The 24,285-nt window shown below is 40.8% G+C and carries 19 protein-coding genes and 1 tRNA gene; 9 read left to right on the top strand and 11 right to left on the bottom strand.

Annotated features, from left to right (window positions below):
• Positions 1–19 precede the first annotated feature (19 nt).
• From ileS to ispH, 4 genes are all read left to right on the top strand, one after another.
• Positions 20–2,842, top strand: coding sequence for an isoleucine--tRNA ligase (gene ileS, locus ORQ98_RS01045; RefSeq protein ID WP_274686913.1), 2,823 nt, complete (start codon positions 20–22; stop codon positions 2,840–2,842).
• A gap of 120 nt (positions 2,843–2,962) precedes the next feature.
• Positions 2,963–3,427, top strand: a complete 465-nt coding sequence (gene lspA, locus ORQ98_RS01040; RefSeq protein WP_274686912.1) for a signal peptidase II — start codon at positions 2,963–2,965, stop codon at positions 3,425–3,427.
• 12 nt (positions 3,428–3,439) lie between these two features.
• Positions 3,440–3,916: an FKBP-type peptidyl-prolyl cis-trans isomerase gene (fkpB, locus tag ORQ98_RS01035; RefSeq protein ID WP_274686911.1), complete on the top strand. Its 477-nt coding sequence runs from the start codon at positions 3,440–3,442 to the stop codon at positions 3,914–3,916.
• Entirely contained in the window at positions 3,916–4,860 is a 945-nt protein-coding gene (gene ispH, locus ORQ98_RS01030) for a 4-hydroxy-3-methylbut-2-enyl diphosphate reductase (RefSeq protein WP_274686910.1), read from the top strand. Before fkpB ends, ispH begins: the two co-directional genes overlap by 1 nt.
• Before the next feature lie 52 nt (positions 4,861–4,912).
• Here the strand turns inward: ispH and ORQ98_RS01025 are convergent, their stop codons facing one another.
• The 9 genes from ORQ98_RS01025 to ORQ98_RS00985 all read right to left on the bottom strand — a co-directional run bounded on the left by ORQ98_RS01025 (position 4,913) and on the right by ORQ98_RS00985 (position 14,856).
• Complete coding sequence (locus tag ORQ98_RS01025) at positions 4,913–7,996, bottom strand: pilus assembly protein (RefSeq protein ID WP_274686909.1); 3,084 nt, start codon at positions 7,994–7,996, stop codon at positions 4,913–4,915.
• 24 nt (positions 7,997–8,020) lie between these two features.
• Positions 8,021–8,329, bottom strand: a complete 309-nt coding sequence (locus tag ORQ98_RS01020) for a hypothetical protein (protein ID WP_274686908.1) — start codon at positions 8,327–8,329, stop codon at positions 8,021–8,023.
• Positions 8,330–8,331: 2 nt separating this feature from the next.
• Positions 8,332–8,910, bottom strand: coding sequence for a pilus assembly PilX family protein (locus tag ORQ98_RS01015; RefSeq protein ID WP_274686907.1), 579 nt, complete (start codon positions 8,908–8,910; stop codon positions 8,332–8,334).
• Between the two features lie 11 nt (positions 8,911–8,921).
• Positions 8,922–9,716 (bottom strand): PilW family protein, encoded by a 795-nt coding sequence (locus ORQ98_RS01010; protein WP_274686906.1) that lies wholly within the window; start codon positions 9,714–9,716, stop codon positions 8,922–8,924.
• A 2-nt stretch (positions 9,717–9,718) separates the two neighbouring features.
• Positions 9,719–10,282: a type IV pilus modification protein PilV gene (gene pilV / locus ORQ98_RS01005; RefSeq protein WP_274686905.1), complete on the bottom strand. Its 564-nt coding sequence runs from the start codon at positions 10,280–10,282 to the stop codon at positions 9,719–9,721.
• 20 nt (positions 10,283–10,302) lie between these two features.
• The gene (locus ORQ98_RS01000; RefSeq protein ID WP_274686904.1) at positions 10,303–10,881 is read right to left on the bottom strand and encodes a GspH/FimT family pseudopilin; all 579 of its coding nucleotides are present in this window, start codon (positions 10,879–10,881) and stop codon (positions 10,303–10,305) included.
• A gap of 121 nt (positions 10,882–11,002) precedes the next feature.
• Positions 11,003–11,575 (bottom strand): GspH/FimT family pseudopilin, encoded by a 573-nt coding sequence (locus ORQ98_RS00995; protein ID WP_274686903.1) that lies wholly within the window; start codon positions 11,573–11,575, stop codon positions 11,003–11,005.
• Between the two features lie 280 nt (positions 11,576–11,855).
• Complete coding sequence (locus tag ORQ98_RS00990; RefSeq protein WP_274686902.1) at positions 11,856–13,211, bottom strand: sigma-54-dependent transcriptional regulator; 1,356 nt, start codon at positions 13,209–13,211, stop codon at positions 11,856–11,858.
• A 37-nt stretch (positions 13,212–13,248) separates the two neighbouring features.
• Positions 13,249–14,856 carry a sensor histidine kinase gene (locus ORQ98_RS00985; protein ID WP_274686901.1) on the bottom strand — a complete coding sequence of 536 codons (1,608 nt, stop codon included), beginning with the start codon at positions 14,854–14,856 and terminating at the stop codon, positions 13,249–13,251.
• A 151-nt stretch (positions 14,857–15,007) separates the two neighbouring features.
• Here ORQ98_RS00985 and ORQ98_RS00980 point away from each other — a divergent pair, with 151 nt between their 5' ends.
• Positions 15,008–16,630 (top strand): NAD+ synthase, encoded by a 1,623-nt coding sequence (locus ORQ98_RS00980; RefSeq protein WP_274686900.1) that lies wholly within the window; start codon positions 15,008–15,010, stop codon positions 16,628–16,630.
• A gap of 75 nt (positions 16,631–16,705) precedes the next feature.
• On the opposite strand, the gene ORQ98_RS00975 is transcribed toward ORQ98_RS00980, so the two are convergent.
• Positions 16,706–17,728, bottom strand: coding sequence for an outer membrane protein assembly factor BamD (locus ORQ98_RS00975; protein ID WP_274686899.1), 1,023 nt, complete (start codon positions 17,726–17,728; stop codon positions 16,706–16,708).
• 458 nt (positions 17,729–18,186) lie between these two features.
• On the opposite strand from ORQ98_RS00975, the gene rluD reads away from it, so the two are divergent.
• From rluD to ORQ98_RS00955, 4 genes are all read left to right on the top strand, one after another.
• Positions 18,187–19,149, top strand: a complete 963-nt coding sequence (rluD, locus tag ORQ98_RS00970; RefSeq protein ID WP_274686898.1) for a 23S rRNA pseudouridine(1911/1915/1917) synthase RluD — start codon at positions 18,187–18,189, stop codon at positions 19,147–19,149.
• Positions 19,150–19,195: 46 nt separating this feature from the next.
• A complete protein-coding gene (pgeF, locus tag ORQ98_RS00965) occupies positions 19,196–19,981 on the top strand; it encodes a peptidoglycan editing factor PgeF (protein ID WP_274686897.1) in 786 nt (261 codons plus the stop codon).
• A 205-nt stretch (positions 19,982–20,186) separates the two neighbouring features.
• Positions 20,187–22,751, top strand: coding sequence for an ATP-dependent chaperone ClpB (gene clpB, locus ORQ98_RS00960; protein ID WP_274686896.1), 2,565 nt, complete (start codon positions 20,187–20,189; stop codon positions 22,749–22,751).
• Between the two features lie 325 nt (positions 22,752–23,076).
• Positions 23,077–23,286, top strand: a complete 210-nt coding sequence (locus ORQ98_RS00955) for a cold-shock protein (protein ID WP_180567228.1) — start codon at positions 23,077–23,079, stop codon at positions 23,284–23,286.
• 899 nt (positions 23,287–24,185) lie between these two features.
• Here the strand turns inward: ORQ98_RS00955 and ORQ98_RS00950 are convergent.
• Positions 24,186–24,272: transfer RNA gene (locus ORQ98_RS00950), tRNA-Leu, on the bottom strand.
• Between the last annotated feature and the right edge of the window lie 13 nt (positions 24,273–24,285).

Below are 24,285 nucleotides of genomic sequence, written 5' to 3'. Positions count from 1 at the left end.
GCGTTTGGTATTAACCATCATGACAGATTATAAATCGACATTAAACTTACCCAAAACCAGCTTTCCTATGAAAGCTAACTTGGCTCAGCGTGAGCCACAAATGCTCACTCGTTGGAACAAAATGGGTCTTTACCAGCAAATTCGAAACATTAGTAAAGGCCGGGAAAAATTCATTCTTCATGATGGCCCTCCTTATGCTAATGGTGATATTCACATTGGGCATGCTGTTAACAAAATATTAAAAGACATTATTGTTAAATCGAAAACCTTAAGTGGTTACGATGCACCTTATGTTCCTGGCTGGGACTGTCATGGCCTGCCCATTGAACATAATGTTGAGAAAAAAATTGGTAAAGCAGGGAGCAAAGTTGATTACCCTGCATTTAGAAAAGAATGTCGTAAATATGCGTCCAAGCAAGTGGCTGGACAAAAGAAAGACTTTATTCGCTTAGGCGTATTAGGGGATTGGGAAAACCCATACCTCACTATGAATTATCAGTTTGAGGCAGATATTATTCGAGCCTTGGGCCGTATCGCTAAAAATGGTCATTTGCATAAAGGCTATAAGCCTGTTTATTGGAGTGTGGTCGGTGGTTCCGCCCTGGCAGAAGCGGAAGTGGAGTATCAGGATAAAACGTCATTTTCAATTGATGTGCGTTTTAGTGTTGTTGATCATGCAGCTGTATTAAATCACTTTGATGCTACAGGTAAGGGAGCTGGTCCTGTCAGTGTGATTATCTGGACTACTACGCCCTGGACGCTGCCAGCTAACCAAGCCGTTGCTGTACACAAAGAGTTGAATTATGCACTAGTGCAAGTTGATCTTGGTCAAGGTGCTGAGCGGGTTGTTTTGGCTGCTGATATGGTGGAAGACATCATGCAGCGCTATGAGGTAACCGCTTATGAAGTGCTGGCTACTTGCAAGGGAAGCGATTTAGATCACTTAGCCCTACAACACCCGTTTTATAACAAGCAAGTGCCTGTGATTTTAGGTGAGCACGTAACGACGGATGCTGGTACTGGCGCTGTTCATACGGCACCTGATCATGGTGTGGATGACTTTAATGTCGGTAATCAGTATGGCCTTGGTACTTTGAACCTGATCGATGATGGTGGGGTTTACCGGGAAAGTACCGAGCTATTTGCGGGCGAGCATGTTTATAAAGTTGATGAGAAAATCGTTGCTGTTTTAGAAGAGCAAGGCAAGCTGGTTCGTCAAAGCAAAATTACTCACAGCTATCCACATTGCTGGCGGACGAAAACGCCACTAATTTTCCGGGCGACGCCACAGTGGTTTGTTAGCATGGAGCAGCAAGGGCTATTAGAGCAGGCTGAAGCTGCTGTGAAAAAAGTGCAGTGGACACCAGCCTGGGGGCAAAACCGTATCGAAGCTATGCTGGAAAGTAGCCCTGACTGGTGTATTTCCCGTCAGCGCACTTGGGGGGTACCCATTGCATTATTTATTAACAAAGAAACCCAAGAGTTACATCCAAATACCGCTGAGTTGATTGAAGCTGTTGCTAAAAAGGTTGAGGAAAAAGGTATCGACGCCTGGTTTGCATTAGATGCAGAAGAGCTGCTTGGTGATGAAGCAGATCAATATACCAAAGTGACCGACACTTTAGACGTTTGGTTTGATTCAGGTGTTACTCATGCGGCAGTACTGGAGCAACGTGAAGAACTGCAGTTCCCTGCTGATTTGTATTTGGAAGGCTCTGACCAGCATCGTGGTTGGTTCCAGTCATCGCTGAAAACAGCCATTGCCACTCGCGGCGAAGCACCCTATAAAGCGGTATTAACCCATGGTTTTACCGTGGATGCACAAGGCCGCAAAATGTCTAAGTCGGTGGGTAATGTGGTTGCACCACAAGAAGTGGTTAACAGCTTAGGTGCTGATATTTTACGGTTATGGGTGGCTGCCACGGACTATAGCTCTGAAATGTCCGTTTCTGACGAAATTTTAAAGCGCACAGCAGACGCCTATCGTCGTATTCGTAATACAGCACGTTTCCTGTTGTCTAATTTGAATGGGTTTGAACCAGCTGAACACTTAGTGCCATTTAATGAAATGCTGGCTTTAGATCAATGGGCTGTTGATAGGGCTTATCAATTACAACAAGAAATTGTTGCAGCCTATGACCGCTATGAATTAATTCAGATTTATCAAAAAGTCCATAATTTCTGTTCTCTGGATATGGGCGGCTTTTATCTTGATATTATTAAAGATCGGCAGTACACCACTCAGGCCGACAGCTTAGCCCGTCGCAGTGCACAAACGGCGCTATATCATATTATTGAAGCATTCAGCCGCTGGGTTGCGCCAATTCTTAGCTTTACCGCAGAAGAAGTCTGGCAAGTGATTCCAGGCGAGCGGACCGAGTCTGTCCAGCTAACGACTTGGTACGACAAATTGGAGCAACTGCCTGAGTCTTCGATTATGGATAGAAATTATTGGCAGCAGGTGTTACAAGTGAAGACTGCTGTGAACAAAGCATTAGAGGCTGCCAGAAATGAAGGAAAGATGGGTGGCTCTTTAGAAGCGGCCGTTACTCTGTACGCTTCAGATAAGTTGCAACCAGTGCTGACTGCCTTAAGTGATGAATTGCGGTTTGTTTTAATTACCTCACAAGCAGAGGTTAAACCATTAAGTGAGGCAGATGACAGTGCAACTGATACTGAAGTAGAGGGCTTAAAGGTATCCGTGCACAGCTTAAGTCATGAAAAATGTGTACGCTGCTGGCATCGCCGTGAGGATGTAGGGCAACATACTGAACATACAGAGCTGTGTGGTCGCTGCGTTGAGAATGTGGCAGGAGCAGGAGAAAAACGCTTATATGCATAACCAAGAGAAATTTGGTTGTAAGTATTAATGAAATAAAGCCACTCTAACAGTTAATGTAGGGTGGCTTTTTGTTATTGGAATTATACCTAAAGTGAAGGGTATATAGGTGTAGAAGAAACTATGTTGAAATGGTTATGGATTTCTGTATTGGTCATCATTCTTGACCAGGTGACTAAAGCTGTTGCTGTTGATGTGCTGCAGTTCCGCGAGCTAGTGCCAATTTTACCTGTATTTGGTTTTACCTTGGCCTATAACACAGGTGCAGCCTTTAGCTTTTTAAGTGATGCAGGTGGTTGGCAGCGTTGGTTCTTTAGTATTATTGCCATTGCGGTGAGTGTCTTTTTAGTATTATGGCTTAAAAAACTGAAGGAATACGAGCGTTGGCAGGCTATTGCTTTAGCGCTTATTTTGGGTGGTGCGCTAGGTAACTTATATGACAGAGTTGTGTTGGGCCATGTGGTCGATTTTCTTTTATTACATTACCAAGATAACTATTTTCCCGCTTTTAATATTGCAGACACAGCAATCAGTATTGGGGCGGTAATGCTTATTATTGATATGTTTAGAAAGCCACAGCAGAAGTAGGAAATCAATCTTATGACTTCATTAGCCATAGGTCTCAACTGTCAGGTAACCATGCACTTTGCTTTGAAGCTAGCTGATGGTGCGGTCGTTGACTCAACGTTTGACAAACAGCCTGCCACATTTGTAGTAGGGGATGGCAATTTACCTGAAAATTTTGAGCAAACCATTTTTGGACTTCAGGCAGGGGATCATAAAGAGTTGGTGTTAACTCCCGAGTATGCGTTTGGTATGCCAAACCCCAATAATATTCAGCGGATTGCGCGTAAGTCTTTTGATTCTGATATGGAACTATCACCAGGTTTAGTGTTGTCTTTTGCTGATGCTAATAAAGCTGAACTGCCTGGTGTGGTGAAGTCATTTGATGATGAAATGGTTGAAATAGATTTTAATCATCCCTTAGCTGGACAAACCCTTAATTTTGAGGTGAAAGTAATAGCTGTTGAGCCAGCAAATGAAGTAAACCAGGTGGTTGATCAGGAGGGCCGCTAATGAAAATTAAATTAGCTAATCCACGAGGTTTTTGTGCTGGGGTTGATCGTGCAATTGAAATCGTCAATCGAGCACTGGATATTTTTGGCCCACCTATTTATGTCCGTCATGAAGTAGTCCATAACAAGTTCGTTGTCGAAAACCTCAAGCAAAGAGGGGCGATATTTGTCGATGAGCTTCATGAGGTGCCTGATGATGTGATTGTTATTTTTAGTGCCCATGGTGTTTCAAAAGCGGTACAAAATGAAGCGCAGGAACGAGGCTTAAAAGTATTTGATGCGACTTGTCCATTAGTCACCAAAGTTCATATGGAAGTAGCTCGTTATAGTCGTGACGGCATGGAGTGTGTGCTGATCGGTCACAATGGCCACCCGGAAGTTGAAGGTACCATGGGGCAGTTTGACTACAGTTATGACGGCAATATTTATTTAGTTGAAAATGAAGCGGATGTTGCCAAGCTAGAAGTACAAAATCCAGAAAAGCTGGCCTATGTCACTCAAACCACTTTATCAATGGACGATACGGCAAAAGTCATTGATGCGTTGAGAGTCCATTTCCCAAAAATTCAAGGGCCTCGAAAAGATGACATCTGTTACGCAACCCAAAACCGGCAGGATGCGGTTAAAGACTTAGCTGCTCAGTGTGATTTAGTGTTAGTTGTCGGTTCTCCAAACAGCTCAAATTCTAATCGTTTGCGAGAGTTGGCTGAGCGGATAGGTGCTACGGCTTATCTCATCGATAACGAAGATGAAATTCAAGCAGAATGGCTGAAAAATACCAGTAATATAGGCTTAACCGCTGGAGCATCAGCACCAGAGGTTTTGGTTAAAAAGGTTATCAACCGATTACAACAGTTAGGTGCTGATGCTCCAGAAGAGCTTCATGGCTGTGAAGAAAATGTCGTGTTTTCAATGCCTAAAGAATTAAGGGTTAAGCAGATTTGATTCTGTTGATTTTGAAGCAATAAAAAAGGCAGCGGAAGCTGCCTTTTTTATATTAATTATTTTTATTATCTCGCCAGAAGGTCTTAGTGATTCTGTCTCCAATAGGTAGTTTTGTCACATCTTCGGTGCCAACAATAATTTTACCTTTTCCTGCTTCATTACTTTTTGGATAAACAAATGGGGTTGGAGGAATACCTCCAGAATCTAATTTTACAATAATTCGACCATTTTTAGTTTCTGTATTAAGACCTGTAGCATCGGATGCACTTAGAAAAGACGTACCATCTAAAATATTGAGTAGATATAGTCTATTGTCACCGGTGTAGCCTGAGCAGGAGGTTGTATCAATACCAAGATTGGAGGGGGGGGAATAGGTAGTAAACATTAAGATCCCTTCAAACGTCGTAGATCTACTTAGAGATTTTTCACCATGTGAAAAGTTTAAATCTATATACCACCCTTTTTTACTATTGAGCTCATTTGTTGCGCTAATTTTTGCTTGTCCTATTGCTGTGCCAATGGTATTGCTTGTGGCATTGTATAAGTCAGACTCTGTTATTGTTGTATAGCTGTTTGGTACAGAAAAAACATCGTAGTTTTTAATTACATAAAAGCGATCATTAATAGAACTATCAGATTTAGGGAATGCTCTATTACCTGATCCAATTGCAATAATAAAATAGGTTTGCTTTCCACGCTCTTGAACAAAAGAAACATCTGGCATTTCAAAAAAGCGCTTTGCATCTGCTGCTATAGAGCTACCAAAGTTGGCTATTCTTCCTCCCTTAATTGATGAAGAGTCAACATTAGTGCTTTTATCTAGTGGAATATCAAAACGCCAAATTTGACCACCAATATCAGAGGCAAATAGTTTATCTACCAAATCATCTCCATTTACATCTATACCGGATATTTCACCAGGAATACTGTATTTCATCTCTGCTAAGGTAAGATTTGCGCTAGCATCTGATGATGCCCACCAGAGTATATCGCCAGTTTTGGCATCAGCAATATAAATGGCACGCCCTGTTGTGCTTTCACTGGTGTTACCTTTAATGTCTCGAGACGTATTATTTTCAACATACCCTCCCCCGAAAATCAGTACTACTTTAGTACCAGAGCCCCAGCGAATTTTCATTACTTTCGGCTTAGACCATGTATATCCTAGCTCTTTATAGTCAGTATCTGTATGAGTTTTTTTCCAAAGCAGTTTAGGTTGGTTTCTTTTTGTAACATCAAATGCAAATAAAGTACGTCCCCCCCGTCGCATACCTGCATAAAGATAAACATGCTCACCTGACTCTGCAGAGCTATTTAATCCACTGCTAGTCAGAATATTACCATTGCGATTTTTGTCGTTAACCCATACATCTATAGGACCATCTAGTCCGTATACTTTTAGTGCAGTTTTTTGTTTATAATCAATATTGTCTTTGTAAGTTTTAATGTTTTTTACCAGTTGTTGAGGGATATACGCAAACTGTTCTTTTCCGCTGTCAGTGGTTTCTCGAGTTTCAGTAGTTCCGCTAGAGCTTGTGACTTCAGTTGTTGATACATTAAAAGCATGGAGAAAGCCAAGATTTGTTCCAAAAAATGCGGTAGCATCCAGCTTTTTATTGTTAGGGTTAGAGTTATCTTTATGGTAAGTTACAACTTGTAATCCAGAATGAAGTGGGTCTCCAATAACTCCCTTGACCCAGTTAATTAATTCATCCCTTTCTGCCTGAGGAGATCCAGATCCAGCTAGCCCAAAAGCCGCATAGTCTATTGATGTACTAAGATTGATATCTGTAATAGTTGGTGGTGTGGTAGTTGAGTCTTCAGTAAATGTAAATAAATTACGTGTACTGGAAAGCTGGTCCAGAGCGCCACCTTTTTCGACATCATCTCCATCTGTCGTTTTGCTCCAATAGCTTTTTGATGTTGATTTAAAAAAGCCGCTGTCTATAGCTGGATTATTATTCGCATCAACAATATCACCGTCATCATTAAATTTGTAATGTTTTAGATTTCCCGGCCAGTTTGGGCCTGCTTTAGGTTTAAATAAAGGATAATATAAGTCTTTGGTAAGCGATAATACATTAAATGAGCTAACGGGTACTGATGGAGGAGCCATTGTGCTTCCTTGCGCTGCTGCAGTTTGTACTGCGCTAGCCAAAGCTTTTTTAATTTCTTGGGGAGTTGTTGCAGAACTGAATGTACCCCCACCGTGAAAAGCAGCACTGATAATTTGCAAACTTTTATTATAGCTTAGGCCAAATCCACCAATTGTATGTGTAGTTACATTTTGAGTGCCAGATAAACTGGTGTTTAAATCAGTATTGTTAAGATACCAGGCTAGCTCTTTTAGACAATCTGAGCGGGTGGTTGCATCACTTTCTCCACTATTTGGTCCGCGACAATTTCTTGAAAGAGGCAGTGATTGTGGTGTTGCTGGTGTTCCTGCTGGCTTTGGATCATTAATAAAGCCTGCTGGAAGATTTTGCACTGGAACTGACCAGCGTCCTCTGGGTAAGAGACTCTTGATATCTGAATCTGACTCATTGTCTACGGAAGGTGCGCCATCAGTGAAATAAACAATACTATTTGATTGACAGGCTTTAAATGGTGACGTATATCGTGTGCCTCTGTTATACCTTGAGCTTTGGCCTGTAAACTTTCGATAAGCCTCATACATTGTTTCGGCTAGAGGTGTTCCATTTCGAGCACCAACATTATAAATTGTATTTATTAAATTAGTTCTGACTGAGTCATCTGTATCCTCCGTTAATTCAGTAAAGTCAGCAATGACATAACCACCATGAGCGGTTGTATTAAAGCGCATTATTCCCAAGTTAACATTATTAATATTTGCAACTAAGTCTGCAGCAGCGTCTCGGACGACTTTTATTCTAGTTCTTCCATCACTAATACTATGGCTTCCACCAAGCCCTTTCAAGTCAAAGTTACTTGCATAGTTAGCTGGAGGATTTACTGCATATCCCATGCTTCCAGATGAGTCTAGGATTAGAAGTACATTAGGAGTGTTGGTTTCAGTCAAAAAAACTTCTGTATCGTCAGCATTTAGCTGGCTACTTAGAAAAAATACTGAGGTAAAAATAATTGATGAAAAGGAGATCTTTGTAATATTGTTCACTTTAGCTGTCCTTTATACTAAGACTTAATCTTGATAAGGGGTAATATTGAGTATTTCACTAGTAGGTGAGTATATGATTAGACCACCTTTGAAATCATAGTTGAGTAAAGCTTCTGATTTCACTTTCTTGTTGTTGAGTATGATCTTTTTTCTCTTATTAAGTTTTAATGTTAATGGCTCGCATTCACTGCATGCATATACGTCCACATTAATATAGTTAGAATTATTGCTGCTTCTAAATTTTATGAATTCTGCTTCTGTAGAAGAATCTTCTGCAGTTGCGGGTTGTATTAATAAAATAAAAATAATAGATATTATGCTGTTGGTTTTCATTTTTAATCCTCCGCTACTATGTTTTGGTTTTTATTTTTATAACTAAACCCGTAGGTTTGCCTAGATGCGGCAATTATATTTCTATCAGTTGTTCCAGGAGCATCACCCATCTCTGTATTGGCGTTTAGATCAAAGTGATACAAAACATATCCTTCTTTTATATCGGCAGAGTTTGTAAACTTTTTAGATGGTCCAATTGATGCTGTTTTGTAGTTATAAAGAACACTAGAGTTTATGTGTATACCTCTTTGATTTTCGTAAACAGTTTTATTTTTTGGATCGTACTGACTGGCATCAGTAAACTCATATGTCTTTTGCTCTTTCGTTCCTGTTTTATTGGCATTGGCTTTGTCTATTGCTTTGACAAGGTCTTTATCTGTTGTATCACCAAGTAATCGAACAATTTGTGAATCTAACTCACTTAATGCCACTTGAAAGTTTTCTAGCTGTCGCTGAGTATTTCCAGCCATGGTTTCTTCAAGAGATGAAGTTGAAATAGCGGCTAAGCCAATAATAGTAAATATTGTTAATAACACTAGACTTACAATTAAAGATGAGCCTTGTTGAGTATTAATATTCATATTAATTCCTTTTAAATAGCATTATTAATTCGAACAGTGGTAGTATATATGTGTCGTTGCGTACCGCCGTTGAGTTTGATTTCTTTACCTAGTACTTTATATGTATTTTGTGGCCCTACAGCAGGTTTTTCTTCTCCTGAATTGACTAATACTCCGATTTTAACTGTTCGTATATTTTGCCACATGTCTGAACCAATTTTGTCTGCACTTAAGTATTGAGTATTGTCATCGCTATCTCGAACACCATATAGCACTTGCATACTTTGAACTCCGCTCAATAGTGCCTGATTATTTGTGATGTTGACTTCTCGTGATGGGCTGTAACTACTACAGGAGAGGTCATCGCCATCTATAAAGTAAATATTTACAACGGTTTGATTGGCTGATGTATTCGATGGGTCTCTTATATCTGCTCCAGCACAATCTAATTGATCAGTAGGCTCAAAAAATACAGATAATCTATCTGAGCTATTATTAGCAGGATCATTTCCTTCTACTGTTAATAGATCATTTGTACAGTTTGCTAAGTTTGCTGTTGTTGAGCCAGGTTTTAAACAATCTTTAAGAAAAAATGGAATAGCATCACGCTTGCCTGGTTCTTGGTAACCTGCAGACCTAATATCTTGTGCAATAAAGTCTAAGGAAAACCTTCCATTTTCTTGAATTCTAGATAGCGTTTCATTTTGGCGAAATGTTTGGGTGACTCCTAAAAAAAGTTGTAAGATACCAGCGATTAATAGTAAACCTAATACTAGTGCGATCATCAACTCAATTAGTGACATCCCTTGTTGTTTATAAAAATGCATGGTTAACCTTCTAATCTAATTATTAATTCAACTGTTGGGTTATCACTACCGCTTCCAGTCGTTTTGGTTGTTCTCTGCAAGTTTGTTTGTGCTTCTTCCCACTCTAAGGTAATGTGTAGATCTGATCCGTCAGCACAACTTGCAGGTGTACATACTAGGTAGGGATTAACTCTAGGCAGTGGGGTGGTACTTGTATCTGCACAAAAAAGTTCCCAAACATCATATCTTGCTAACTGTTCTTCATTGCAAATACTTGCATTACAAGCTGGACTTGGAGTGGAGCAAGGTTTGTCAGAGCCTGGGTTGGCAGTGATCTCAGCTCGAACAGTATTAATTGCATTTAAATAGTGTTGATTACTGACAGCACTTGGATTTGCTCTCATTCTTTCTGCGAGTTCTTGGGCCATCCAAATAGCTTGTGAGCGTTGGCCTGATTGATAGGTGCTTTTCATTGATTGAGCTTGCATACCTGCTAACCCAAGCAGGCCAATTGCTATCACTAAGATAGTAATTAATACTTCAATTAAACCAATTCCTTGTTGTTTGTTTATTGCTTGAAATTTCATCTTTGATTCCAGGTAATTATTTAAAGTCTGTAGTTGCATTGGGTTGCTGGAATAAGGTTCGCAGGACTATTTTTGCTACTGTGCTTGGTTTTTTCAGCTCTACCAATACGATTTAATTCAAAAGAAGTACCTTCTCTACGTTCGTCGCATACTCTTAATATGAAATTTCCATTAGCATCTTGGTTGATATTGGATGCAGTAATTAAGCCTTTTGCATTGAAGCGTAAGTTGCCAGTATTGGTGGTGAGATTATCCGCTATTGAAAGCTCAAGATCACCTTGACCTTCTTTAATTATTCTTTCACCGGCATCAAGTGTATTATTTGCGTTTGCATCTAAGTAAATTGACCAGCTATATCGCCAATCATCGAGAGAGCCTGGATTAGTATTTCTACTGAGTTCTAAGCTGACTTCGGTGCTTCTTTTAATTGCTTCACTCTTAGCTAGGCTAAGGGTATTAATAAGCTGATTGGTTTCAGAGAAGGAGCGATAATCCTGTATAAAGTTGCCAAGCCAGGGAGCACTAAAAGCTAGGATAATTCCAGCTATAGCAATGGTGATCATCAGTTCGATCAGTGTAAAACCTTGGGTGCGCTGCATAATGCGTGGCCTCCTGTATTAAATTTATCACGCATTCTCCATACAGGCTTAATATAGACACTGATCAACCGATAAGCAGGATATTTTGTAACCTAAGTGGTGATTTAGTTAAAAAAAACTACTAACAGTTCTCGTTTAGTATTTTTTGGGCGTCACGACTTTGACGGGGTGGAGTGTTATGGCGAACTCTGCCAACAAAATTGACAATTAATTGTCTTGGAGGGTAAGTTTCTTGGTTTTTAGGGCATAGAGTAATACGGCCAAAAATAGGACGTGCTAATCCTTCTGGATGATACCTTAAATATTGTTTTCGAGATGATAGACGAACATTTATATAGCCGTTGATATTAATAGGTATGATTTTTAATAATTTTTCATCATTATCTAATTGACCATTTTTATTTGGATCAGTAAAGATCATGATTTCTTCTGTTTGCCAGTGGGGTAAACACTGCTCGCCTTTACTTGGACAAATAGTGACTAAAGCTCGTTGGGTGATGGCGTAATCTCGCGTCAAATGAATAGCACTATGCAGTTGCAGCATTGTGGTGCGTGCTTGATAGTTATGAATCATTGAGCTCAATGTTGGAATGCCAATGCTGATTATCAGTGAAAAAACTGCAATAGTTGTAAGTAATTCAATTAATGTGAAACCTGCTGCATTTGCTTGATATAAATCCTTAAATTTACTCATTAGAGTCCCTTTTAATGCTGTTGATTTTTTTGCAGTGTAAGGATTCTTGAAAAGCTGTGTTGTTAACCACTGAACAGAATTATTTTTTGTGTTGCTCGAAGGGTAGAGTTTTAAATGAAAATGTTAATTGCTTATTATTGTGGGTTGCTATTTTGCTAAAAAAAGGTTGAAGGTATTGCTAAATGCGATGTATTGAATGGTAGATTAAAAATACTTGATGGAGAGGTGTGATATTTTAAATGTTCAATTAATAAAAATGAAGATTGAGGTTTTATAGGTATTACTCCAAATCTAATTTTTTTAATCGATAGCGAAGTGCACGAAAAGTAATACCAAGTTTTTTTGCGGCAGCTGTTTTGTTCCAGCGAGTTTCTTCTAAGGCTTGAACAATAGCTTTACGCTCTAGATCCTCTAAATAATCCTCTAATGAACTAACCCCTTCGGGAGGTAGTGAAGTATCTTGTACACTCAAGAGGTTATTAGATTCAATATCACTTAACCTAAGATCATCTTTTTTAATTAAGTCATTTTCACAAAGTGTAAATGCTCTTTCCAGAGTATTTTGTAATTCTCTCACATTGCCTGGAAAAGGATAGCTTTTTAATGCAGCTAAAGCTTCATTTGACAGCTTTGGTTGCTCAAGGTCACAGCTGCTGGCAATTTTTTGTAAAAAGTGTTCTGAAAGTAAAGGTATATCTTCTGATCGCTCTCTTAATGGAGGAACTTTTAATTCAATAACGTTAATCCGATAAAATAAATCTTGGCGGAAACGCCCCTCATTGACCAGCTGACTCAGGTCTTCATGAGTGGCACTGAGAATTCTGACATCTACTTTAATTTCGGTTTCGGTGCCTACTGGACGGATGGATTTTTCTTGAATTGCCCTTAGGAGTTTAACTTGCATCGACATTGGTAAATCTGCGACTTCATCTAAAAATAATGTGCCATTATCTGCCGCTTGAAATAAACCTGGTTTATCACTTACAGCACCAGTAAAGCTCCCTTTTTTATGGCCAAAAAATTCACTTTCCATTAGCTCTGTGGGGATTGCACCACAATTAACGGGGATAAAAGGTGCATCTACTCGAGGACCTTCATCATGAATGAGCCTGGCTACTAGTTCTTTGCCGCTCCCTGACTCACCACTGATATAAACTGGAGCCTGGCTTCTAGCTAGTTTTATCACTTGCTTACGCAATTGTTTAATCGCTTTAGACTCACCTAGGAGTTTAATTTCACTGGTTGTTTTCTTAGTATCGTGATGGGGTTTGTTAAGCTTTAATGCTGAACTGACCAAATCCCGCAGTCGTTGCAAATCGACTGGTTTTGATACAAAGTCAAATGCCCCGGCTTTTAAAGCGGTGATTGCTGTGTCCATGTTACCGTAGGCAGTAATCATTGCGACAGGTGTTTTACTGTATTTTTGCTGAATATATTTAACTAGATCGATACCATTACCGTCAGGTAGATTCATATCGGTTAAACAGAGATCAAACGTTTTATGACTTAAATGTTGATATGCTTGGTTGAGACTAGCGGCAGACTCTGTATCAATTTTCATTCTTCCTAGGGTGATTTCCAGAAGTTCCCTGATATCTGGCTCATCATCAACTATTAATGCCAAGGGATTTGCCATGATGTTAGTCTCGTAATATTATTTTATTTTTACCGAATTAATGCTCTAAATAACTTTGATTGCGTTGTGGGTGAGCAAAAGTGATTCTAAAGCAACACCCGCTCTGATTCCCTTTGATTAAGTCTAGGCTTGCTTGGTTAGCTTCACATAGTTCCCTGGAAATATATAGTCCTAAGCCTGTACCTGTGGTTTCAGTTGTATAAAAAGGCTCAAAAATTTGTTCTGCCAGACCATTTTGGATGCCAGGCCCTTTATCAATAATATCCATACAAGGTTGTCCTGTATCGGATTTAATATGAGTAATGATTTTTATATAGGCTTCACCACAGGTTAGGTAGCTATAGCGTAGACCGTTTTGACAAAGATTGGTGACTACCTGGCTTAATTGATGCGGGTCGAATACCACTTCGATCGGTGTGTTGTTATTTTGGATATAAAATACTGGAGACTGAATATTGGTAAAGTGTTCTTCATTTAAATGTTTTTTTAGCCAGGGCTCAAGTAAGAATGTTTCTGGTTGTGTTTGTTTACGCTTAGCCACTTGTAAAATGTTTTCAATAATATTATTCACTCGTTTCGAGTGGTTTTGGATGATCTCAATCAGACGAACATCAGCGGAGGTGATATCAGGTGACTCGTTAAGTAGTTGTGCTGCGTGACTAATGGCACCTAGTGGGTTTCTGATTTCGTGAGCGATACTGGCAGTAAGACGGCCCAAAGAAGCAAGCTTAAGCTGCTGGGCTTGCTGGGTAAGTAATGATATATCATCTAAAAAGACTAATGTATTGATGTGACCACTAACAGGAAGTCGTGTGAAGTTTGCTTTTACCTTTGGGCTTGCTGAGTTTGCCTGAAATGGTTCAATGTGAGCTCTAGGGTTGTTTTGCCATAGTGTGAGTGCTTGTTTGAGTTGTGGTGATGCCTGCTCTAGTGTTTTTGGATAATCTGTACTGTTAAGTAATAATTTGGCAGCTTCATTCATCATTACCAATAATTGATCATGACTGATTACAAGAATGCCAGTGCGCATTCGTTGAATGATAACCTGATTGAGTTTTTGTAAATTAAAAAATTCTGTTCGGCGCTGTTCTGCAAGTGCTTCACTGCGACTTAATCGCTCGGATAAGCTTTGGATAAAAAAAGCAGTAGCAAAATAAACAATACCTAATAAACCACTACTAATATGGGTTTGTAAGCCAATAGTTAATTGAGTGCTACGAAACAACGTAATGACAACAATACAAAGTGAGGCAACAGCAGCAAGTGATAGGCCTAGCTTGCCTCGAATAAGAATATTACCCGCCGCAACAGATACGACAACTAAATTACCAAAAGCCAGGTTTTTTGACGTCTGCAGTGAAAGCAGCAAGCTTAATAGCAAAATATCTGTGCAGCAGATACAAAAAGTGACAGGTGAAGACGTCGAGTGATGTATGCTGATGAGAACAATGATGTTGATGAATAAGTAAACAACAGCGAATAGTTGTAGTGATTTCAAATTAGTAGGGTTAAACAGCACCGTATTGATGGGGCTGAATGCACTAAGGGTAAGTACCAGCCCTAAAAAGGTGCGATATAGATTATATATTCGCAATACTCTTAGATTAAGGTTGGCTGGTGGCCCTGTTGAAGTCTTATTGTTCATTTTTATGACGAAGGTGGTTTTTATTCGGTTTGTTTCAGTTTAGCAAACCCAGTTTTAGTTAAGAGAAGAAAAGGGTTAGTGAACTCTGTTCTTTAACTAAAATTAATGGGACAATAAGCTTGTTAACAACCAGTTCAATGTGGGGATGGTTATGGCGGCTGTATTACGAATTGTAATGGCGCAAGTGAATGTGCTGGTGGGGGATTTAGAAGGGAACACCCAACGCATTATTGAAACAGCTCAACAGGCAAAGCAGCAGTTTGCGGCGGATATCGTTGTTTTTCCAGAACTATGTATCTGTGGATATCCCCCAGAAGACTTGTTATTGCGGGACAGTATGCAAGTTCGAGTGCAGCAGTCGCTTAATAAGTTGAGAGAAGTTACTGGTATTTGTTTGGTATTAGGGGCTCCTGGAGGAGCCAATAGCGAATATAACCAGGCTGTGGTACTAAGTGGTGGCCAGCGGTTGGCTGTGTATTCAAAGCAATGTCTACCCAACTATCAAGTATTTGATGAGCGGCGTTACTTTGTGCCTGGCCAGGAGGCTGGTGTATTTGAATACAAGGGAGTCAAGATTGGCCTAACCGTTTGTGAAGATATTTGGTATTCAGGGCCTGTTATGCAGGCAAAAGCGGCAGGCGCTGAGCTGATATTAAGCCTTAATGCATCACCCTTTCACCGAGGTAAAGAGGTAGAGCGCAGAGAAGTTGCTAAGCAGCGCTGCGTAGAGGCACAACTACCAATGGTTTATGTCAACCAAATAGGCGGGCAGGATGAGCTCGTATTTGATGGTGGCTCTTTTGCCATGGATAAAGATGGTGAAGTGGCAGTACAGGCTGAGTTTTACCAGGAGGGGCTATACTTAGCCGAATATAATACTGCTGACCAACATTTTGTGAAGCAAGCTAACCAGCCAGCAATCCCTGAATTACTTCCCAGTATTTATCAAGCGCTGGTGCTAGGTGTTCAAGATTATGTCAATAAAAATGGCTTTAAAGGCGTGGTATTGGGCTTATCTGGAGGAATTGACTCTGCATTGACCTTGGCAGTAGCTGTGGATGCGTTGGGCAAAGACCGGGTTGAAGCAGTAATGATGCCATTTCGCTATACCTCGCAAATGAGCTTGGAAGATGCTGAGAAAGAAGCAAACACGCTAGGGGTACGTTATTCTGTGCTGCCAATAGAGCCAATGTTTAATGCTTTTATGGAGGCATTGGCTGATGAGTTTACTGGTACCAAAACGGATACAACAGAAGAAAACTTGCAAGCCCGTTGTCGTGGTGTGTTACTCATGGCTATTTCTAACAAGAAAGGCTATTTGGTGTTAACTACGGGTAACAAAAGTGAAATGGCTGTAGGGTATGCCACTTTATATGGTGATATGGCGGGGGGCTTTGATGTCCTGAAAGATGTACCAAAGTCAATTGTTTATCGACTGTCACGCTATCGTAACCGGAATGGTGTCGTGATTCCCGAGCGAGTGATTGAGAGGCCGCCCTCTGCTGAACTAGCACCGGATCAAGTTGACCAGGACTCACTGCCTCCTTATGACATACTGGATGAAATTCTGGCGCTTTATATAGAGCAGGATAAAAGTGCTGAGGCCATTATTGAAGCAGGTTTTAATCGTGACGATGTGTACCGAGTTTTACGACTAGTGGATATTAATGAATATAAGCGACGTCAGGCTGCTATTGGAGTGAGGGTTACCGCTAGAGGGTTTGGTCGTGACCGACGCTATCCAGTGACCAATGGCTGGAAGCTGGGTGTTTAATTAGCGTTTTTTTTGAATAAGAAAGGGAAGTATTGCTTCCCTTTCTTGTAATTTGCTGATGAAGCTGTTTAAAAACTATTCAGTGGTTTTAGGCTCTTCTTCTGATTGCTCTGAGCCATCATCTCCCACGACGCCAAAAGTCATTATATTTAACCAGGAGCGATCACCACTGGTTTGTTCATCTTCAGTCTTTTCCTGCTCTTTCTCTTCAGCAGGCTTTACTACCTGTTGACGGCTTGGCGGAATACTTTCTTCTGGGTCGTCTAATAAGCCAAAGCTGACGATATTCCAGACTGATGGATCAACATCATAGTAAACCTTGTACTGAACAAAATTACCCTGACTATCCAATGCTGGGTGTTTAGGATAGTTGGTTCGCAGTACCTTTAAGGCATTGTCAGATGCTTTGGTTAACCCTAAATGCTGGTTGGCTTCAACCAGTATTGCCAGTGCATCAGGAATAGCGGGAGTTTCCTGCATATTTTCAACTACGAAGCGAGCCCGGTTAGCAGCAGCTACATATGCTTTTCGTTTCATATAGTAGTTAGCTACATGAATTTCATAACGTGACAGTTGGTTACGTAGGTGGATCATTCGCTTTTGGGCGTCAGGTGCATAACGGCTATTTGGGAAGCGCTTAAGTAATTCGGCAAATTCATTAAACGAGTCCCTTGCTTGGCCAGGGTCTCGCTTACTCATATCGATTTCAACAAAACGCTCAATAAAGCCTATATCAGCAGTGTAGGAAGCCAGCCCCTTCATATAATAGGCATAGTCAACATTTTCATGCTGGGGGTGAAGGCGAATAAAGCGCTCTGCAGAAGCTTTTGCAGCTTCCTGCTCTTGGTTTTTGTAGTAGGCAAAAATAAGGTCAAGCTGGGCTTGCTCAGCATAAGAGCCAAAGGGGAAGCGAGACTCTAAGGCGCGGAGTTTATCAATTGCATCGCTATAGTTGCTAGTATCGAGCGCAAGCTGAGCCTGTTGATAAAGCTCGGCTTCAGTTAACTCTTCAGGGATATCTTGCTTACTATCGGAAGCACAGGCACTTAGCAATAACGCCAGGCTTAGCAATAATGAATACTTGATCATGCGCACCATTAATAGAGTTCCTTAGCTGTGGCTTAAATACCCATCGCATTGGGTATAATGTAATCACCAATAAATAAAATGGCGTTTATTTAATTTCTAATGGGGTAAGCTTTCCCATAAGCTGCCATTGGTTGACGATAGCTGTCAAATAAGGCTTTTGTACTGCAATTTGAAGCACTTTTATAAAGCACTGATGTTTTAATGGTGCTTTTTGTTAGCACATTCTACATAATGCTTATGAATGGTATAGCGGTTGATAGTGAATGTTGCTGGTTTGCCTGAAGCTTAACTGTGGTAAACTTTTAGGCACTTATATTATGACTATCATTACCATTTATTAACATTTACCATTCACGTCAGTTGTAAAACGTGAAGCGGCTTCAAAATAATCGCTGTATTTAACCACAGCTAGTGAAGTAAACCAAAGTAAACCCCTGTAGTTGACAATATTTTGCGAAAATCATCCCATGGCTGAACATATTGTACTGGAATCTGTTGTACCTTTTGAGCAGGGTGGTAGCCGATTAGACCAAATTGCGGCCCACTGCTTTCCTGATTTTTCCAGAGCTAAACTACAAGCTTGGATTAAGCAAGGGGAGTTAACTGTTGATAATGAAGTTCGCAAGCCAAAAGACAAACTCTACGGTGGTGAGTTGCTGCGCTTGAATGCTCAGGTCGAAAATGATGAAACCCATCAGCCTGAAGAGATCAGCCTTAATATTGTTTATGAAGATGATGATATTGTGGTGCTTAATAAGCCTGAAGGGTTAGTAGTGCATCCTGCGGCTGGGCATCATAGTGGTACATTATTAAATGCACTTTTGCATCACTGCCCTGACTTAGCCAGTGTACCTCGTGCAGGAATTGTCCACCGGCTGGATAAAGACACTACAGGTATTATGGTGGTGGCAAAGAGTTTAGCCGCACACACCAGCTTAGTAGCTCAGTTACAGGATAGAGTGATATCCCGAGAATATGAGGCAATCGCTTGCGGGGTAATGACAGCAGGGGGCACTGTTGACCAGCCAGTTGGTCGTCATCCAACTCAGCGCACTAAAATGGCTGTGATTGAGTCAGGTAAAGAAGCGGTTACCCATTATCGGGTTTTGCATCGGTTTCGTGCCCATACTCATGTACGAGTAAAACTGGAAACAGGGCGCACCCATCAAATCAGAGTGCATATGAGTCATATTCACTACCCGCTGGTTGGCGACCAAGTTTACGGGGGACGTCTGAAACTGCCAAAAGGCGCCAGCAGTGAGTTCATTGACACACTACAGCAATTTAAGCGACAGGCGCTGCATGCTCGTCAACTGGGCTTATATCATCCAGCAACTGATGAATATATGGAGTGGGAAATCCCCTTGCCTGATGATTTTGAGCAACTACTACAAATGTTGTCTGATGATCAGCACCAGTGCTATGAATAGTTAAACTGTGCAATGAATAATTAAATAAAGCTATGAGTCGCTAGTGGTGGAAAATATTACCCCTCAATTGTTAATACCTGATTGGCCTGCACCCACTGCTGTGCGCTCACTTGTGACTACCAGACAGTGTGGTGCAAGCCAGGTACCTTACGATCATTTTAATCTTGCATTACATGTCGGCGATGATGCTGAGCAAGTTAAAGCCAACCGCCAGTGGTTGAAAGATGAGTTTGCCCTTCAACACATTCAGTGGCTTGATCAAGTGCATGGTACAGATGTCATTGCAGCACAATATACAGCTGCTGAGGTAGAATCAGTAGAGGAAGCGGTAGACGAAATAGTACCAAAGGCTGATGCTGTTGTGACGAGTCAACCCCAACTGGCTTGTGCAGTGATGACAGCAGATTGCTTGCCAGTCTTATTGTGTTCCAAGCAGGGAGATTGGGTAGGCGCAGCCCATGCCGGTTGGCGAGGGTTGGCTGCGGGTATATTACAACAGTTGGTTTGTGGTTATACGGGAGAAAAACAAAACTTAATGGCTTGGCTTGGCCCTGCCATTGGCCCACAGCATTTTGAGGTAGGGCCAGAAGTGAGGGAGGCCTTTCAGTACTTAGGTATAGATGCTGAAACAGCATTTCAGCCAAGCAATAGGCCAGGTCATTATTTTGCTGACCTTTATTTGTTAGCAAAATTGCAGTTGGGCCAGTTAGGGATTGATCAAGTTTATGGTGGTGGTTTTTGCACTTACAGAGACCAACAACGTTTTTATTCTTATCGACGCTCTACGCAAACGGGTCGAATGGCATCTTTGATTTGGCGGGAAGAGTCATAAACCCATTCAATTGCTTTAAGTCAACAGACAGTCCTTGAAAACCTTTTAATAAGCTCCATATAAACTAGTAAGTAAGCATCCTGGTAGGCTCAGGAGCAAAAGCGCGCAAATCTCACCGGTGAAACTTTCCTTTGACTAACTGCTGCTATTTTTAAACAACAGTTACGGCCTACTTATGTAAAAAATTTATAGGTGGAAACAGCAAATGAGAGTTGATCGACTAACCAGTAAACTACAAATGGCATTGGCTGATGCTCAGTCAATAGCTGTGGGGCGTGATCACAATTACCTTGAACCAGTGCATTTAATGATGGCTCTGTTAGAGCAAAAAGGTGGCTCTATCAGGCCTTTATTGATGCAGGTGGGTTTTGATGTTAATCAGTTAAAGCAAGGTTTTGAAAATGTATTAGATAATCTTCCTGTCGTATCAAGCGGTGATGGTGATGTTCAAATGTCACCACAGCTAGGGCGGCTATTAAACCTGGCGGATAAACTATCGCAAAGGGCGGGTGATCAGTTTATTTCCAGTGAGACCATTTTGTTAGCTGCAATGGAAGATAAAGGCCCAGTAGGAGAGCTGCTAAAGAGTCAGGGAGTTAGTCAGCAAGCGCTTGAAACAGCAGTTAAAAACTTGCGTGGTGGCCAGGCAGTGAATGATCCCAATGCAGAAGAACATCGCCAGGCATTAGATCGCTACACCATTGATTTAACTGTTAAGGCAGAAAAAGGTCAGCTGGATCCAGTCATCGGTCGAGATGATGAAATACGCCGTACTATTCAAGTGCTGCAGCGTCGTACCAAAAATAATCCAGTATTAATTGGTGAGCCTGGGGTGGGTAAGACCGCAATTGTAGAAGGTTTAGCCCAGCGCATAATTAATGGTGAAGTACCCGATGGCTTGAAAGATAAGCGAATATTGGCATTGGATATGGGGGCATTGATTGCTGGGGCAAAATTTCGTGGTGACTTTGAAGAGCGGTTAAAAGCTGTTTTAAACGAACTTGCGAAACAAGAAGGACGAATCATTCTATTTATTGATGAACTCCATACCATGGTAGGTGCAGGTAAAGCTGAAGGGGCGATGGATGCCGGTAATATGCTGAAGCCTGCTCTAGCTAGAGGTGAGTTACACTGCGTTGGTGCAACAACTTTAGATGAGTATCGTCAATATGTAGAAAAAGATGCAGCTCTGGAGCGTCGCTTTCAAAAAGTGATGGTTAATGAGCCCAATGAAGAAGACACTATTGCTATTTTGCGGGGCTTGAAGGAACGCTACGAAGTACATCATGGGGTGGATATTACTGACTCTGCCATTATAGCGGCTGCTAAGCTCTCTCATCGATATATTACTGATCGACAACTGCCGGATAAAGCTATTGACTTGATTGATGAAGCAGCCAGCCGGATCCGGATGGAAATGGACTCAAAACCCGAAAGTATGGATCGGCTAGAGCGGCGTTTAATTCAATTAAAAATTGAGCGTGAGGCACTGAAAAAAGAAGATGATGAGGCATCCAAAAAACGTTTAACCAAACTTCAGGATGACATTAGCAAACTGGAAAAAGAGTACGCAGATTTAGAAGAAGTCTGGAAATCTGAAAAAGCATCACTACAGGGCTCGCAAAAAATTAAAGAGGAGTTAGAGCGGGTACGTACCGAACTGGAAGCAGCCCGCCGGAGTGGTGATTTAGCCAGAATGTCTGAGTTGCAATATGGTCGAATTCCAGAGCTGGAAAAGCAGCTAGATTTGGCCAGCCAAGCAGAAATGAGTGATATGCGTTTGTTGCGTAATCGTGTATCAGAGGAAGAAATTGCTGAGGTGGTATCGAAGTGGACTGGTATACCAGTAGCTAAAATGCTGGAAGGTGAGCGAGAGAAACTGCTTCGAATGGAGGATGCCCTGCATAAAAGAGTCATTGGTCAGGATGAGGCTGTGCTTGCTGTATCAAACGCGGTACGTCGATCTCGGGCAGGGCTGGCTGATCCTAATCGTCCCAACGGCTCATTTATGTTTTTAGGGCCAACGGGGGTTGGTAAAACAGAGTTATGTAAGGCTCTTGCTGAATTTTTGTTTGACACTGAAGAAGCAATCATTCGTATTGATATGTCTGAGTTTATGGAGAAACACTCAGTAGCTCGGCTGGTAGGTGCACCTCCAGGTTATGTTGGCTATGAAGAAGGTGGTTATCTGACCGAGGCAGTGCGTCGCCGCCCATATTCAGTAGTGTTGTTAGATGAAGTGGAGAAAGCTCATCCGGATGTGTTTAATATTTTGTTGCAAGTCTTGGAAGATGGGCGTTTAACCGATGGTCAGGGGCGTACTGTTGATTTTAAAAATACCGTAGTGGTCATGACATCTAACCTGGGTTCAGACTTAATTCAAAAACAAGCTCATGACTTTGAAGCACTAAAAGCAACCTTAATGGATGTGGTGGGAGATCATTTCAGACCAGAGTTTGTCAACCGAGTTGATGAGTTGGTAGTTTTTCATGGTTTATCAGTAGGGCAAATTAAAGGAATTGCTGAAATACAATTGAGTCGTTTACGGCAACGGCTACAGGAAAAAGATTTAAATCTACAGTTGGCAGACAGTGTGATTGATAAGCTGGTGAACGTAGGTTTTGACCCGGTTTATGGTGCTCGGCCACTAAAAAGAGCGATTCAGCGCTGGCTGGAAAACCCATTAGCACAAGAAATATTAGCGGGTAAGTATAGCCCTGGTGAAACTATTCAGGTGTGCTTAGTGGATGACCAAATAAGTTTTGGCTAATTAAGCGCTATTACAGGATTCAGCACTAGTACTTGACAACTAATGGCGTAACTGCTGTAAAGTGGGAGTCTACATTGCAGTCAATAGTGCATTCTGCATATATATGGGTGCTTAGTGGTCAACAACTTGCTGAGCGCTTCTAGTTTGTAGAGTGCTCAATAATGAAGTGTAAACGTTGTGATAAGCAGCAAATACTTCAGACTGCAGGTTAGCTTTACTTGGTAAAGTAGTGTTAAAAGTTCTGCACATGGAATGTAATTATATGAGTTGACGGCACACCTGTTTACCCTATAATTCATGTGCTTAATTAATATCGGATCGATCTATGTCTAATCAACAAACTGGCACAGTTAAGTGGTTTAATGAATCTAAAGGCTTCGGGTTTCTTGAGCAGGAGTCTGGCCCAGATGTATTCGTTCACTATAGTGCTATTCAAGGTACTGGATTCAAAGTGTTAACTGAAGGTCAGCAAGTGCAGTTTACTGTTACTCAAGGACCTAAGGGCTTACAAGCTGAGAATGTAGTTCCTCTATAAGTAATAATTGTTGCTTATATCTTGTGGGTGGTGTGTTGCACTGCCCCTATCCTTTACTTTTAAAATCCTTCCGTTTTGCTTTTATGAATTATTAATGATCAATTGGCTAATTTATATGACACTATATAGCCACCACTGACTATTGCATCAGGTTTTTAAATAATTAATTCTGGTTATTATTTACTGATAATTTAAGTTTCAACACTAGGAGTAGTGCGGTTTAATTTTATTGTTACAAACACATTTTTGGTGTTGGAAAAGCTTAGCAAATAACCACTTAGCAATAAAACGATACCACAGCTAAAGAGCATGCCTGCTAGGCCGATTTTTTGGATTATGTCATGAGTAAAAAAGGGACAGTAACATTGGCCAAAAAGAATCTCAGGAGTAAAGTTTACCCATAGGTCTGATTCAATAAAGTGTAATAGTTGTAGTAGTACTACGAAGATTGTTGCAACTAATGCAAAAGTGCCTGCTGTAGAAAGAAGTAGTGCAATGAATTGGAGGAACAAATTGAAAAATTTGGAGATTGCTGACATAAAGTTGTAAGGTGAGGAGGTATTAGGTTGGTTCATACTCAGCCCTTATGATGTCGGTAGTAATTCACGACTGCTTCTAAAAGTTTAGTGGGATGAAGTAAATGTGTTTTTGAATTTATGAATAATAATTTGCTGCTTAGCAAATAAAAAAAGAGTTTAATTAAAATATTGTTAAGTTTTGAAGAGCTGGATTTTTGTTAAACCACCTCTAAATAAATCATTAAAATATAATCTTCAATTATTTTTTTGGCAAAGCAAGGGTAGATGAGCTCCAGCGAAAGAGGCTAAAAATAAGATAATATAAAGGAGGTTTTACTGGTCTGGTCGGTTTTATTTGGATTTATAAGGTATTGACATATATGGTACCAGCGGGCGGACTCGAACCGCCACGCTATTGCTAGCAATGGATTTTGAATCCATCGTGTCTACCAATTTCACCACGCTGGCACAATTGCAGCGA

The sequence above is a fragment of the Spartinivicinus poritis genome (assembly GCF_028858535.1).
Classification (GTDB): domain Bacteria; phylum Pseudomonadota; class Gammaproteobacteria; order Pseudomonadales; family Zooshikellaceae; genus Spartinivicinus; species Spartinivicinus poritis.
The sequence above is the reverse complement of the archived record's forward strand: the minus strand, read 5'-3'. Positions and strand labels throughout refer to the sequence as shown.